The sequence below is a fragment of the Candidatus Nanosynbacter sp. TM7-087 genome, assembly GCF_022828365.1.
Classification (GTDB): Bacteria; Patescibacteriota; Saccharimonadia; order Saccharimonadales; family Saccharimonadaceae; genus Nanosynbacter.
The window spans coordinates 125,715-139,272 of the sequence record NZ_JAJQJU010000001.1 but is presented as its reverse complement, the minus strand read 5'-3'; the positions used below and the strand labels follow the sequence as shown (position 1 = coordinate 139,272).

Here is a 13,558-nt window from a genome sequence, read left to right as displayed (position 1 = left end):
AATTATGTACAATTGAACAGTTATGAAAAGCAGTATTCACCCACAGAACTATCGCCCTGTCGTATTTAGCGACGAACAAGCGGGCTTCGCGTTCTTGACTCAGTCAACAGCGCAAACAACCGAAACCATCAAATGGGAAGACGGCAACGAATATCCATTAGTTAAGGTTCACATTTCATCAGCTTCACACCCATTCTTTACTGGTGAGGAAAAGATTATCGACACCGAAGGTCGTGTTGATCGCTTTAAGGCTCGTCAAGCAGCCGCTGAAGCTCGTAAAGCAGCTTTGGCAAACAAAGCAAAGAAAGCTAACGCTAAAAAAGCAGCTAAAACTGATTCTCCAAAATCAGACAAAAAGACTAAATAATCTAACAAATTAGTCCGACAACTCAAAAACCGCTCAATCACTGGGCGGTTTTATTTTACACTATTTCAATCTGACAATACTTATCTCGCGACATAATATTTCACGGTCTCCCCGCATCTTTGCAGCACATAAGCGGTGAGCGCCGTCACCTTGCAAGGCCAAAAATACTCTGCTGTCAGAATCCACAATAATGTCTACGCTGCGTATTGGAGGACTGGTTTTCGGGTTCATTTCTGCGTATTGTCTAATAATATCGCGGCTACTTTTTCCACCTTTCGATTCCGATGCTCGCCCTTCTCGCCAATCTTTAATCATCGGTGCAGCCACAAATAATTCAACCGGCAACGGAATATCAGATCCTGGAATCGCTTTCATATCAGGCCACTCACCCTCATATATAGATATTTTCGTTTCACCAGCAATATTACTTTTAATTGACTCATTCAAATCACGCAGCGAAACTGGCTTCTCTATTGGATGAGCGTCAATCTTAAACAAACTCTTCACAATCAAATCAACTCTCGGATCGTTTGCTGGGATATACCCTGGAAGGTCTTCAATGCACTGCACCAGCTCAGATGACTTTCCAACATCGCAAAGCGCCAACTTATCAGTATTTTCGTAAGCCAAATCACGCGAATTAACCTTGCACTCTCTCATTATGTTCATATAATACAATACCGATAAACATTTGTCAATGTATGATATAATTTTATAGATATGGCAAAGATTTCTTTAGATATGGATTCTCTGAAAAATGAACGAGCTGATTTGAGCAATTTTTTAGCGCAACCTGATGCTTACAGCTCACCAGATTTTACGGTAAAAAACAAACGATTTTCAGAATTAGAAACGCTTATCTCCAAAGGCGAAGAGCGAGAAAACCTGGAAAAAAACTTAGTAGAAGCCAAGGAATTAGCAAACGAAGGTGGCGAGCTGGCTGCCCTGGCGAAACTTGAGATTACTGAAACCGAAGCTCGATTGACCGAATTAGAAGAAGAATTATTCATCCTACTTACCCCGAAAGACCCCAATGACGAGAAAAATATCATCATGGAAATCCGCGCCGGAGCTGGCGGTGATGAAGCGTCGTTGTTTGCAGCGGAACTATACCGCATGTATTTACGTTGGTGCGAATCTAACGGCTATAAAGTAGAACTAATTAGCGAATCAGCCAATGATTCTGGCGGCTATAAAGAAGTTATTTTCATGATCAAGGGCGATGCACCGTATGCTAAATTGAAGTTCGAAGGTGGCGTTCACCGAGTCCAGCGCATACCAGTAACTGAAAGCCAAGGCCGCGTCCATACCTCAACTGTAACAGTGGCGGTTTTGCCAGAAGCAGAAGAGGCTGACATTGAGATAAATCCAAACGATTTGCGAGTTGATATTTACCGCTCCAGCGGACACGGCGGACAGAGCGTGAATACCACAGACTCAGCAGTGCGAATCACCCACTTGCCGACTGGAATGATAGTTACAAACCAAGACGAAAAATCGCAAATTAAAAACCGCGAAAAAGCCATGAGCGTGCTTCGTTCACGATTGTTACAGATGAAAATTGACGAGGAAAACGCCAAATTAAGCGCCGAGCGACGCTCGTTGGTTGGAACTGGCGACCGCTCGGAAAAAATCCGAACGTACAACTTCCCGCAAGACCGAATCACCGACCACCGCATTCACTACAGCCGCAGCAATATCCCCGCTGCAATGAACGGGGATATCGACGATTTGATTGAAAATCTACAGAGATATGAGCGTGAGCTGAAAGCTCAGAATGCTAATCATTAAAGAGGTCTGGATTCCTAAATTCTAAATCAAGCGCAGCCTCACTCCACTTATCACGGTCGTCAAGACTTAGAGATTTGTCACTAGCACGTCGTTTATATTTTCCATATAAACTCTTAATTGCCGCTTCATCAGCTGCTTTCTGCTCCTCGGGAGTCATCTCTCGACGCTCTTCCTCTCGTTGGTTCAACAACACATCAGTATCACTCTCTACTGTTGCAACTGGAGTCTCTTTAGTCTTATTCCATCCATAATCAGCTCCCACTTCAAGACCTATTCCCATAACCACGTTAGTGACAGGAAGCTCGTACTTTCTTTTTGTCATATTATCTAATATAATCCTTTTCTTCCGCTTAATAATATATCTATATATTACTATCTTTTTCTTTATTTGTCAATATCATCTATCTTCCCTCGCTTTTTACATTCCATAGATATATGTTATAATTAGCAATATGATTATCTCTGAATGGCTAAAAATTGCCACAAAATCCTTAAAAACAGCAAACATCCCGTCCGCCAGATTAGACGCCGAATTGATATTAGCCAACACTTTACGAAAAAACCGCACTTACCTACACGCTCACCTGGACGAAGAAATTGACCCCAGAAGGTTCGATATCGCAAATGCCAGACTAGACCTAAGATTAGACCGCGTACCGATCGCCTACATTCTGGGCTATAAAGAATTTTACGGGCGTAGATTTACCGTATCTCCTTCCGTTTTAATTCCCCGTCCTGAATCCGAAGATCTAATTTCATTGTTCTTAGAGCTGACCGCCAGTGAAATTGCCGAAAAAGTTTTAATTGACATTGGAACAGGATCTGGCTGTCTGGGAATTACTGCCAAATTAGAGAGGAGCAACTTGTCGGTAATTTTATCCGATATCAGCAAACCAGCCTTAAACATTGCAGAAAAAAATGCGAATTCCTTAAATGCGGACGTCCATATTCAACAGCAATCATTACTTAATGGTCAGCTCAAACCAGTCGACTATATATTTGCCAATTTGCCTTACGTTGACAAAAATTGGGACGTATCTCCAGAACTTCAATACGAACCAAAAATTGCACTTTTCGCCGAAGATGAAGGATTGAAATTGATATTGCAATTGATCTCACAAGCACCACGATATCTCACCTCAGAAGGCTTACTATTTATCGAGGCGGACCCCCAGCAGCACAATAGAATAATTGACGAAGCCGTGAAAAATGGTTTTGTAAAAGAGAGAGTTCTCAATTACATCCTAGTCCTGCGTTTCACTGGCGCCCAAGATTAAATTACTACAGAATTTAAGAACACTAGCATCACTAAGATAATTCCGATAGTAAGAATCACCGGAGCGGATATGTCTGAAAATCGAATAGCTTTGTGCTTGTTGTAAGATTGGTAAGCTTTACTGGCGACGAGCGAGAATAGCAATAAGATTATTGTAACTTGTGAAACGCCGCCAAATAATGACTTTCCGTAGCTATAAGTCCAATAGTACGACAGCCAGCCCAGTTCAGCAAAGACAAGTCCCCAGATTGCCGAAAGTAAAACCGTTTGTTCTTCGTCATAGCTGTGCAAGAAGTGACGCGCAGAACTATAACCGATCAAGAACATCAGAATAACAACTACAGAAACTGGCCATTCGTACGACACCACCATCAGCGCAGTTACACCGACGAAAATAGCGATCAACGACTGCATAGCAACCTGCCAGCGCTTAGACATCGGCTTAATCACAACCAGCCAAATTGCATATAGTATCGCCAAGGCTACGCGGAAATAAAACACTGACGTAGGTAGATACATCAGACCAACAACACCAATTCCGACCGTTAAATCAACCAAGTTAGCCTGAATGTTTGCCCACCAAAAACGCGGACGGACAGCAATTATGCGCCATTTGCTCAGCACAACAAGAGCTAACGCTGGAAATGGAGTCTGAAACGCTTGAGCAATGACAAGCAATGCAGCCGCCAAGCCAATATTTAAGACATAGTAAACTAATTCGCTCCAAAACGTTCTTCGCTTAACAGTTTTCAGTAACTCCATAACTTACTCTATTATACCAAATTATGAGCCAGTTCCCACAACAACGATAAATTGTACATCAACATTCAAATTATACTTTGAAGAATCTGATGAAACCGAGCCGTACAACTCCTTAAATTTATCTTTCGTGGCAGTTTTTTCTTTACCAGCTGGCAATTGATAAACTTGAGTCTTCCCCAGCTTTTCATTACCTGGAGCATTGCCGACATGAACAACTTTCATTCCTAATTCTGTCAATTTGTCCGCTTCTTTCTGCGCTGCACCAGCCACGCCGGAACCATTCAAGACAGCAACTGTGGCTTTTTCCTTAGATAACGGCGTTGCGTAAATCTCAGACTTTATATAAGCGCGAATGTCGTTATAATCATACAATCCCGCAGCTGGCTGAACTATACTTGCGCCACCTACCGTGCCAGTAGTCATAAGTACGTTGTTTTCATCCACAAAACTCAATCTATGAATGTCAGATTCTTTTATCTCTGAGCCAAGATTCATAATTGTACGGATTTCTTTCGTGTCAATGTTTGTACGCAAGTTTTTGCCCATGGCATCCATCAGAGACGTCACCTTACCAAAATCAGTCAGCGTTCCTGTGGAAGTAGCTTTGCTTTTCAGTGCCATAAGCACCAGTTGCTGGTTTTTCTCTCGGTCAAAGTTGGATTGTTCCAATCCGTAAGTTGGTGCCACCAAACCACGCGCTCGAGAGAACCACATCGCTTTTTCGCCATCCATTTCGTGCTTACCGTTAGTTAATTGCATATAGTGACCTGTTGGACATCGTTCACGACGTTGCTGATAATTCAACTCCTTCGCTCGACACATCCAGTCCATACTTGGATCAAGAATTCCTCGTGGATCACGACTCTGCACATCAACGGTAACTCCGCCGACCGCATTGACAGCATCACGAATCACCGCAGTATTAATATGCGCCACGTATTGAATATCCATACCGAATATATCGCCGATGAATTTCTTAGTTTTATCCATTCGTTCGGCTTCCGCCTGCGCGCTATCTCCACTGTTTACGCAACCAAAATATTCATTGATTTTACCAGCGTAGCCAGAATTACACGCCATGCCGAATTTTACATACAAATCACGCGGAATACTAAACATATACGCATCCTTCTTTGTCTGATTGACACTAAGAATCATCATTGAGTCGGTCAATGTTGCACCTGGATGATCCGGATCGTCATCTGTTGTACCTAAAATCAGCACATTACTTCTGCCATAAGCATCCTCTTTCAGCTTCTGCTGCGAAAATAGTCCTAAGATTCCACCGTTATGGAACACTGAGTTCATCGTCTGCCATAATTTTAATAGCAGCCAGCCCGCCACAATTGCGATAATAATTCCGATAATCGCAAGAATAATCCTGGTGATTAGCTTTTTCTTACGTTTTTGCTTGCGCTCCTGCCGATGAGAAGGCTTGGTATTTTCATCAATCGCCGCCAACGATTCGCTAATATTCTGCTTTAATTTATTAGCAGAAGTTGGTTGCTGAATATTCCTTGTCGCATTATTCGATACTTGCGGACTATCTTCGTTACTACGAGGATGCCCGAGCGTAGTCGTTTTTTTGCTAGTAATTTCCCCCAACGAAGTTCGCTGTGGTCGCTTGGCGACAAATCCGTCCATCGACTGTTTGCGTGGTTTCATATCTATTGATTATAACACACAAAACGCTTATAATTGAAGCAATGGACGCTACTTTTATGGATCGTCATCCGAAATTACAAGATGGCCTGGGAATGGTCATTTTCGTTGTTGGCGTGGTGATTGGTACACTTTTATTGAACACTTTTGTATTTCAAACTTTCAATGTTGAAGGCGCCAGTATGGAAACAACAATGTACACCGGTGATCGCCTGATCGTCAATCGATTGCCCGTCACTAGCTCAAAATTGCAAAATAAAAATTACACCCCAAAGCGCGGACAAGTAATTGTGTTTAAGAATCCAAATTTCAATGCATCTACAGGTAAAGATGAGTACATTGTTAAGCGCGTAATTGCCTTTGCTGGTGAGCGAGTTACTGTGAAAAACGGCACCGTAACTGTTTACAACACAGAAAATCCCGACGGATTTAACCCTGACACCTCAGTCAATAAAAATGAGCCAGGACAGCCTACTTCTGGAGATGTCGATACGACCGTACCAGAAGGCACAATATTCGTTATGGGCGATCACCGCCAAGGAAGCTATTCTTGTGACTCTCGAAACTGCATGGGACCAATCCCCCTTTACGACATCGTCGGACCAGTTAGTCTACGAATATTCCCGTTCAATAAAATTCGCTCGTTCTAATAAAAATTACTTTTCGAGCAATTCTCTTATTCGTTCAAATTCAAGATTATCCTTAAACTTGATGCTAATCTGACCAGCTCCACGGCCGTTTGTACGAATTTTTACCCCTGTTCCAAATCGCTTTGAAAGACTTTCAACAGCATCCGCGTGAGGCATATCTGCTGGGCGGCGTTTGTTCTCGATTGGACTAGCCTTCGCCTGCTTCCACAAAGTAACAACCTGCTCAATCCGTCGCGCAGACCACTCCTCGCGAATAGCTCGCTCCATAATATCTTCCGCAGCGTCATCAGGCAAACCGATTAGAGGCCTTGCCTGCCCTTCATTTAATCGCCCCTCGAACAACGCCTGTTGCACAGACTTCGGCAATTTCAGTAGCCTCAACGTATTACTGACCGCGCTTATAGATTTGCCACCCAAACGCTTACCTATTTCCTCCAGCGTCATATTGAATTGATCGCGCAATTTTTGATAAGCAGTCGCAGTTTCAAGCGCATTCAAATCGTGTCGTTGCAAGTTTTCAATCAAAGAAGTCTCCAGGCGATTTTGGTCGCTCATGCTCCTGACAATACACGGCACCTCTGTTAAATTCGCCCTATTCGCCGCACGCCAACGTCGCTCACCCGCCACGATCAGATATTTATCTCCTTTTGGCGTCACAACAATTGGCTGAACCACACCATGCTCGCGCACCGACTCCGTCAACTCATTCAAAGCGTTCTCATCAAAAAAGCGACGCGGCTGATCTGGATCTGGGACAACTTGGTCAATAGCAATATCTCTCAAATGAGAAACTTTCACATCTTGTTGTGCGGTTGGGTCGAACGTTTCATCAATCAAATTGGTTGGAATCAATGACCCAAAACCTCTACCTAAACCTTTTTTCATCGTTCCACCCTCTCTATAATTTCTTTCGTTAGCGCCTTATAAGCCCGAGAACCTTTTGAAAAACGATCGTATGCCCCAACTGGCGCGCCATGACTAGGGGCTTCAGCCAAGCGAATGTTTCTCGGAATGCTATTCTTAAAAATCTTATCTGGAAAATACTTTTTAACCTCAGCATGAACTTGCCCAGATAATGTAGTCCTGGAGTCCATCATCGTCAGCAAAACACCCAATAATTCCAGAGGTGGATTAAGCCCCTTCTTTATCAATTTCATACTTTCCAAAAGCTGTCCCAATCCTTCCAATGCGTAAAATTCTGCCTGAACTGGAAGCAATACGTAATTAGCGGCAATCATACCGTTGACTGTCAACAAACTCAAGCTCGGCGGGCTATCAATAATAATATAATCGTAATCCGTCGCCTTTTGCAAAGCCTCCCGCAAGCGAACAAACCTTCCCTGTGCCTGCGCCAATTCCACTTCCGTATTCGCCAAATGAGGTGTAGCTGGGGCAATTGATAAGTTTTTATATTCCGTTGGCAATATGATATTCGCTAGGTCAATTTGTCGCATAATCACCTCTGATATTGTTGCGCCCAAATTCTGCTTATCTATTCCAAGTCCGCTAGTAGCATTACCCTGCGGATCAAAATCCACCAACAATGTTTTCTTGCCAGCTTTTGCCAAAAAATATGCTACGTTAATTGACGTCGTTGTTTTACCGACGCCACCTTTTTGATTTGTCACCGCAATGATTTTTGTCATTCGTTCCCCTTTTTACCTGCCTTAATTATAGCATGAGCAGAACATAAATAACAGACATCAAAAAAACCGCTTCCTTTACGAAAGCGGCTCTTCAGATTATTTGATTGACGTAATTTCAATCTTCGTGTACTTCTGGCGATGACCAGTTTCTTTGTGTACACGCTTCTTACTCTTGTAGCGGATAACGCGAAGCTTATCACCCTTAACTTCCGCTTCTACGACCTTAGCCTTAACGCTAGAGCCTTTTACAGTTGGCGTACCAACCTTGATTTTATCACCATCAATCACTAAAAGTGCGTCGAGAGTGAGTTCTTTTGTGCCTTCAGGGAGGAGATCCACCAAGAGGGACTCTTTTTCACTGACAAGATATTGTTTGCCAGAGATTTTTACGACTGCTTTCATTTCGTTCCTTAATTATTATGAATTAACTCTAATAATTCTATCAAAAACTAGCAATAAAATCAAGTACAGTTAGCGAGTAACGTTTTTCGCCATAGCATTATTCGCCTTCAGCCAACCGCTCGGCGAGCCGCATTCCATATATTCACCCTTAGCCTCACCAACAGCAATCACGCCGCCGCCATCGATGTACGCATTAATCGCGTCCGTTAGCTCAAACTCGCCTCTCTTAGGGTTTGCCGGCAAGGTTCGCGCCAGCTCAAAAATCTCTTTATTTAGAACGTAAAAACTTGAATTGCTGAGATTGCTTGGAGCTTCTTCCAGTTTTGGCTTTTCAATTATTCGCACAAAATTGCCCTGATTGTCAGTTTCAATAATCCCTGTTTGCGGAATAAATTCCTCTTCGACAGGATTTCCTAATAGCCCAGCCGACAATCCACGCGATTCCACCAACTCCGCCAAATCTGCCGCGTTTGAGCCGCCGTCGCTACGCCAAAAGAATTGATCGCCCATAATCACAAAGGCCGACTCGCCCTGTTCGATGAATTCACTCGCCAAACCAACTGGAATGCTTGTGCCGTAACCACCAGTTCCCGGCTGAGTTAAAAAATGTATTCGGACGTCGCGAAGTGGCGCCACCAGAGGTAATTTATCTTCTTTTCCCGCACGGCGTAGATAATCGTTTAATTGAATATTCGAACGATAATAGCTCTGCACTTGAGTGCTTTGTTCACCAACCACAAAGTAAATATCCTTCACGCCAGCGCGCACGACGTCTTGCACGATATAATCAATCACTGGCCTTGTACCGACCGGCAGCATACACTTTTCAATAGATTTGGTAATCGGCAACATTCGCGTACCCCAACCAGCGACCGGAATAATGGCTTTAGTAATCATAATACCTCCTACATTTTCAGCTCTTTGTGAGAGTAATTATACATCATCAATCGTCAAAGCTGCCATCCGCACGAGACCAAAATTTGCGAATATCCTCTATATCGTCGGCATCCAGACGAATCGCCTGCGGCTCTCGCTGCTCTTTAATAATTTCCTCAGCAAGCCCATCCGCCAGCGGGTCGATTGGCGAAAACCCTATTTTACTACCAAATAATTTGTTGAATAAATTTTGCATAACTTTTTTATTTTTATCAATTAACAATTATATATTAGCATAAGTATGGTTAAAAGTCAATAGAATATCCTCCCCATGAAGAGGAGGGTATTCTCATTTCACTTACTGGCCTTTAAGCTTTTTTCAGGGAAATTTCTACCAATTTACCCTCGATTTTGGCATCATATTTTTCTGATTCATCAGCTGCAGAATTCAATTCCACAGCGAGCGTTTCAGCTTTAATGACGTCAGCGAAAGCGTCAACAGCTTGAGATATTTCAGAATCGTCGCTAGAAATACTCAATACAATTCGATCATCTATCTGCAGACCGGCCTGCTTGCGCGCGCTTTGAACGTGGCGAACGATTTCACGCATCAAACCTTCGCGCTTTAGCTCAGGAGTGATTGTTAAGTCATAAACAACACTCGGTTGCGCCGACTCAGACTCTGAATCTGTAACAATTTCAACCGATTTCACATTCAATTCATCTTTAGCGATATCAATCAAGAACTGCGCAACTTCCGCCGGCGTATCCTGAGAAATAGTATTGACAAGTTTCACAGACGCCAACGGCTGACGCACCTTAATTCCCTCCGATGCGCGCTTCGACAGGCCGTCATTCACCGCAGTACGTAGTGCATTCATGTCGCGTAGCATTGAATTGTCTATTTCACCAGCTGGCAACCAATCTTTAAGATGAATCGACTCGTTGTCGCCTGTCAAATTATGATACAATTCTTCCGCTAAGAATGGCGTAAACGGCGCTAGCATATAACTGAGTCGCACCAAAACGTAATGGAGCGTGCGGTAAGCGTCATTTTTATCGCCATCATCTTCAGATTTCCAGAAGCGGCGGCGACTGCGTCGGACATACCAGTTACTTGCATCGTCTAAGAATGGCAAGATCGGCTTAGTTGCATCCTGAAGATTGTAATTATCAAGACCTCGCTCGACCTCTGTTATCAATTGATGCAACCTCGACACAATCCAAATATCCAACGGATTTGTTAAATCATGAAGCGGATCCGAAAGATCGCCATTAAACTCCCAGCCATCAACTTCAGCGTACATCGTAAAGAAATCGTACATATTCCAAATCATGCCAAGCTTACGCGCTACATCCATCACGTCCTTATCCGCTAAGGCGAAGTTTTCGCCATTTGTTAGCGGACTTGAAAGCATCAAGAATCGGAAACTGTCGGCCGAAGTCTTATTCATCAATTCCATCGGATCGGTATAATTCTTTAGCTTCTTGCTCATTTTTTTGCCATCGGCAGCATTGATAAATCCAGTACAAATCAAATTCTTCCACGGAGATTTACCAAATAAAGCCACATTAACCGCTGTTAAGCTATAAAACCAACCGCGAGTTTGATCAATCGCTTCAATGATGAAATCAGCAGGAAAACTTGCTTCAAATTTTTCCTTGTTCTCAAATGGATAATGGAATTGAGCGAATGGCATCGAGCCAGACTCAAACCAACAGTCCAAAACTTTACCAATATGATGCATTTCTGCGCCGTCGCACTCAAACGTAACGTCCATAACTTGCGGCAAGTGATAATCGTCCAACTTGCGGCCCGTAACTTCTTCAAATTCCGCAAAGCTACCAATCACCTTCACCACTTCTGTGCCATCATTTTTCACACCCTTCCACACTGGGATTGGTGTTGCCCAATAACGATCGCGGCTCAAATTCCAATCCGGCGCCTGCTCGATGATGTTGTGAAATCGTCCAGTCCTCAGATTGTCTGGCGTCCAGCTTGTCTGCTCGTTCGCCTCCAACATTTCCTTTTTCTGACTCTGAATATCCATAAACCAACTTGGGTGAGCACGGTACATCAATTTCGTGCCACATCGATGACAATGCGGATATTCGTGGCGAATATATTCAATTTTCAGCGCCCGACCTTCTTCCAATAAAGTCTTCGCTATCTCTTTATTTACTTCCCAAATATTGCGACCTAACCATCTACCTTCTGTGTAATTTCCATCGCCATCAACCAACGACAACATCGGAACGTCATTTTTTCGACACAATTCATAGTCATCCTCACCGTAAGCTGGCGCAATATGAACAATTCCCGTACCATCATCAGTCGTCACGAAATCAGCGTGAAGAATCTTATGCGCAGCTGGCCCACGATTTTCGAATAGCGGCTCAAATCGCTTGCCTACCAATTCAGAACCCTTAATCGTCTTAACAATTGAATATTCCAACGGCTGATGCTTTTCGTCCGTCATAACTTTCTCAACGCGGTCGCTTGCAACGTAAAACTTTTTATCGCCGTACGCCACCAAAGAATAATCGACATCCTGATTTACCGCCAAAACCATATTCGCCGGCAAAGTCCATGGCGTCGTCGTCCACGCAAGCAAATATTCATCCTCATCTTCCAGCTTAAAGTAAACGAACAAGCTCGGATCAGTGTCCATTTGATAACTATTTTCCATAGCCACTTCACTCTTAGAAATTGGCGTCGCGTCCTTCGTACAATAGACCAAAATCTTTTCGCCTTCGTAGATTTTGCCTTCTTCGTAAAGCCTCTTGAACGCCCACCAAACAGATTCCATGTAATTATTATCCATGGTTTTATAAGCGCCCTTAAACTCGACCCAACGACCAATTCGCTCAATCGTGTCTTCCCATTCGGTGCCAGTTCGAACCATAGCCGCTCGACATTCCTTCACGTAATCTGAAACGCTAATCTTCGTGCCAATCTCTTTTTTGTTAGAAATGCCTAGCGTTTTTTCAACGTAAACCTCTGCCGGCAGTCCGTGACAATCCCAACCCCAACGGCGCTCAACTCGCTGACCTTTCATCGTGTGAAATCGTCCCATCGTGTCCTTCACCGTGCTAACCAACAAATGTCCGTGATGTGGCGTTCCCGTCAAAAACGGAGGACCGTCATAAAAAACCCAAGAATTATCAGCAGGACGCTGCGCGACCGACTTGTTAAATGTGTCATCGTCTTTCCATCGCTGCACCCAATCTTTCTCATATTCCGCAGCTCGACGACGTGTTCCATGTTTGAATTTCATTACAATTTCTCCTCATTCTTATTTTTACCATCTCGTGATTCAATCTGATTTTTAATTCCCTCTGGCAAACCTTCAAATAATTCATTTATCTGATTCTTCTGGGTGATAAGCCTATCGGTAACATAGTTCATTAGCCCATACATTTTGTGCACCAGGCCAGGATCTTCATCAAGCTTAATCTCCCCAGGGTGAGCTCCACTATTACCAAACACCCTTAGAATATCTAGAGCCTTTTGTGTTTCAGATTCAACACCCGACGCAACTATTTTCTTTATATCATTATTTATATTTTTGCCATCTCCCCCCACAGCGCCGAGAAGTATTTGCAATCCTAGTCTCAACAATGCTGCAGCCGCACGGGGTGAAATAGGCAAAATTTGAGCTGATTCTCTATATAGTTTTTTAACTTCATCTGGCATGTCATCGTTCGGATCTTCTACTGTAATTTGTGCCGGATAAACTAAAGACCCCTCAATCCAGATAGACAGCTCGTAACAATGTCTGCATTTTGATACAGTAAGGAAATCTGATGGCAAGGATGAGTTAAGCAGATTGCTAGACAAACTACCACCCCATGATTGATGCGCAAACACCTTACAATGTGCGCAATTAAACTCATCTTTCCCGTATTCCGGTGGATAATACGTTATTTTCGTCATAATTCTCCTAAATTAAAAATCACCTCTTTTGACTTCGAGAATCCGCTTAGGTGTTTTATGCGGACGGTACCATCTCGATTCCAAAAGAAGTGATTCTTTCAGCTCTTTATTTGCTATTTACGCAAGCTCACGGCAGGTTCTAATCTCGACTTTATGCCGATTTCTTCCCGCAGACTTCACGGCTGATAA

15 protein-coding genes are annotated in these 13,558 nt (G+C 43.3%); 4 read left to right on the top strand and 11 right to left on the bottom strand.

Going from position 1 to position 13,558, the window contains the following annotated elements:
- The first annotated feature begins 22 nt into the window (after nt 1-22).
- On the top strand, nt 23-367 hold the full coding sequence (locus LRM41_RS00730; RefSeq protein WP_129636941.1) for a type B 50S ribosomal protein L31: 345 nt from the start codon (nt 23-25) through the stop codon (nt 365-367).
- A 60-nt stretch (nt 368-427) separates the two neighbouring features.
- On the opposite strand, the gene LRM41_RS00725 is transcribed toward LRM41_RS00730, so the two are convergent.
- Complete coding sequence (locus LRM41_RS00725; protein WP_243819038.1) at nt 428-1,027, bottom strand: hypothetical protein; 600 nt, start codon at nt 1,025-1,027, stop codon at nt 428-430.
- Nucleotides 1,028-1,087: 60 nt separating this feature from the next.
- On the opposite strand from LRM41_RS00725, the gene prfA reads away from it, so the two are divergent.
- Nucleotides 1,088-2,158: a peptide chain release factor 1 gene (prfA, locus tag LRM41_RS00720; protein WP_320414630.1), complete on the top strand. Its 1,071-nt coding sequence runs from the start codon at nt 1,088-1,090 to the stop codon at nt 2,156-2,158.
- Here prfA and LRM41_RS00715 read toward each other — a convergent pair.
- The gene (locus tag LRM41_RS00715) at nt 2,148-2,480 is read right to left on the bottom strand and encodes a hypothetical protein (protein WP_243819037.1); all 333 of its coding nucleotides are present in this window, start codon (nt 2,478-2,480) and stop codon (nt 2,148-2,150) included. The genes prfA and LRM41_RS00715 overlap by 11 nt on opposite strands.
- A 130-nt stretch (nt 2,481-2,610) precedes the next feature.
- On the opposite strand from LRM41_RS00715, the gene prmC reads away from it, so the two are divergent.
- Complete coding sequence (gene prmC, locus LRM41_RS00710) at nt 2,611-3,435, top strand: peptide chain release factor N(5)-glutamine methyltransferase (RefSeq protein WP_243819036.1); 825 nt, start codon at nt 2,611-2,613, stop codon at nt 3,433-3,435.
- Here prmC and LRM41_RS00705 read toward each other — a convergent pair.
- Both LRM41_RS00705 and LRM41_RS00700 read right to left on the bottom strand, forming a co-directional pair.
- Nucleotides 3,432-4,196, bottom strand: coding sequence for a hypothetical protein (locus tag LRM41_RS00705; protein WP_232736374.1), 765 nt, complete (start codon nt 4,194-4,196; stop codon nt 3,432-3,434). The genes prmC and LRM41_RS00705 overlap by 4 nt on opposite strands.
- 21 nt (nt 4,197-4,217) lie before the next feature.
- Entirely contained in the window at nt 4,218-5,861 is a 1,644-nt protein-coding gene (locus LRM41_RS00700) for an LCP family protein (RefSeq protein WP_243819035.1), read from the bottom strand.
- 41 nt (nt 5,862-5,902) lie between these two features.
- Between LRM41_RS00700 and lepB the strand changes: the two genes are divergently transcribed.
- Nucleotides 5,903-6,508 (top strand): signal peptidase I, encoded by a 606-nt coding sequence (gene lepB, locus LRM41_RS00695; RefSeq protein WP_129636950.1) that lies wholly within the window; start codon nt 5,903-5,905, stop codon nt 6,506-6,508.
- A gap of 6 nt (nt 6,509-6,514) precedes the next feature.
- Here lepB and LRM41_RS00690 read toward each other — a convergent pair whose 3' ends face one another.
- From LRM41_RS00690 to LRM41_RS00660, 7 genes are all read right to left on the bottom strand, one after another.
- Entirely contained in the window at nt 6,515-7,393 is an 879-nt protein-coding gene (locus LRM41_RS00690; protein ID WP_129634649.1) for a ParB/RepB/Spo0J family partition protein, read from the bottom strand.
- Nucleotides 7,390-8,154: a ParA family protein gene (locus tag LRM41_RS00685; protein WP_129632346.1), complete on the bottom strand. Its 765-nt coding sequence runs from the start codon at nt 8,152-8,154 to the stop codon at nt 7,390-7,392. Before LRM41_RS00685 ends, LRM41_RS00690 begins: the two co-directional genes overlap by 4 nt.
- Before the next feature lie 96 nt (nt 8,155-8,250).
- Complete coding sequence (gene rplU, locus LRM41_RS00680; protein ID WP_129632343.1) at nt 8,251-8,556, bottom strand: 50S ribosomal protein L21; 306 nt, start codon at nt 8,554-8,556, stop codon at nt 8,251-8,253.
- A 69-nt stretch (nt 8,557-8,625) separates the two neighbouring features.
- Nucleotides 8,626-9,453 (bottom strand): sugar phosphate nucleotidyltransferase, encoded by an 828-nt coding sequence (locus LRM41_RS00675; protein ID WP_243819034.1) that lies wholly within the window; start codon nt 9,451-9,453, stop codon nt 8,626-8,628.
- Between the two features lie 46 nt (nt 9,454-9,499).
- Nucleotides 9,500-9,715, bottom strand: coding sequence for an acyl-CoA reductase (locus LRM41_RS00670; RefSeq protein ID WP_243819033.1), 216 nt, complete (start codon nt 9,713-9,715; stop codon nt 9,500-9,502).
- A gap of 85 nt (nt 9,716-9,800) precedes the next feature.
- Complete coding sequence (ileS, locus tag LRM41_RS00665) at nt 9,801-12,710, bottom strand: isoleucine--tRNA ligase (protein ID WP_243819032.1); 2,910 nt, start codon at nt 12,708-12,710, stop codon at nt 9,801-9,803.
- Entirely contained in the window at nt 12,710-13,369 is a 660-nt protein-coding gene (locus tag LRM41_RS00660) for a DUF4145 domain-containing protein (RefSeq protein WP_243819031.1), read from the bottom strand. The genes ileS and LRM41_RS00660 overlap by 1 nt, the downstream gene beginning before the upstream one ends.
- Nucleotides 13,370-13,558: the final 189 nt, after the last annotated feature.

Excerpts from the sequence above, each read along its gene's own strand:
- LRM41_RS00730 (WP_129636941.1), top strand. The coding sequence starts at position 23 with ATGAAAAGCAGTATTCACCCACAGAACTATCGCCCTGTCGTATTTAGC.
- LRM41_RS00725 (WP_243819038.1), bottom strand. The coding sequence starts at position 1,027 with ATGAGAGAGTGCAAGGTTAATTCGCGTGATTTGGCTTACGAAAATACT.
- prfA (WP_320414630.1), top strand. The coding sequence starts at position 1,088 with ATGGCAAAGATTTCTTTAGATATGGATTCTCTGAAAAATGAACGAGCT.
- LRM41_RS00715 (WP_243819037.1), bottom strand. The coding sequence starts at position 2,480 with ATGACAAAAAGAAAGTACGAGCTTCCTGTCACTAACGTGGTTATGGGA.
- prmC (WP_243819036.1), top strand. The coding sequence starts at position 2,611 with ATGATTATCTCTGAATGGCTAAAAATTGCCACAAAATCCTTAAAAACA.
- LRM41_RS00705 (WP_232736374.1), bottom strand. The coding sequence starts at position 4,196 with ATGGAGTTACTGAAAACTGTTAAGCGAAGAACGTTTTGGAGCGAATTA.
- LRM41_RS00700 (WP_243819035.1), bottom strand. The coding sequence starts at position 5,861 with ATGAAACCACGCAAACAGTCGATGGACGGATTTGTCGCCAAGCGACCA.
- lepB (WP_129636950.1), top strand. The coding sequence starts at position 5,903 with ATGGACGCTACTTTTATGGATCGTCATCCGAAATTACAAGATGGCCTG.
- LRM41_RS00690 (WP_129634649.1), bottom strand. The coding sequence starts at position 7,393 with ATGAAAAAAGGTTTAGGTAGAGGTTTTGGGTCATTGATTCCAACCAAT.
- LRM41_RS00685 (WP_129632346.1), bottom strand. The coding sequence starts at position 8,154 with ATGACAAAAATCATTGCGGTGACAAATCAAAAAGGTGGCGTCGGTAAA.
- rplU (WP_129632343.1), bottom strand. The coding sequence starts at position 8,556 with ATGAAAGCAGTCGTAAAAATCTCTGGCAAACAATATCTTGTCAGTGAA.
- LRM41_RS00675 (WP_243819034.1), bottom strand. The coding sequence starts at position 9,453 with ATGATTACTAAAGCCATTATTCCGGTCGCTGGTTGGGGTACGCGAATG.
- ileS (WP_243819032.1), bottom strand. The coding sequence starts at position 12,710 with ATGAAATTCAAACATGGAACACGTCGTCGAGCTGCGGAATATGAGAAA.
- LRM41_RS00660 (WP_243819031.1), bottom strand. The coding sequence starts at position 13,369 with ATGACGAAAATAACGTATTATCCACCGGAATACGGGAAAGATGAGTTT.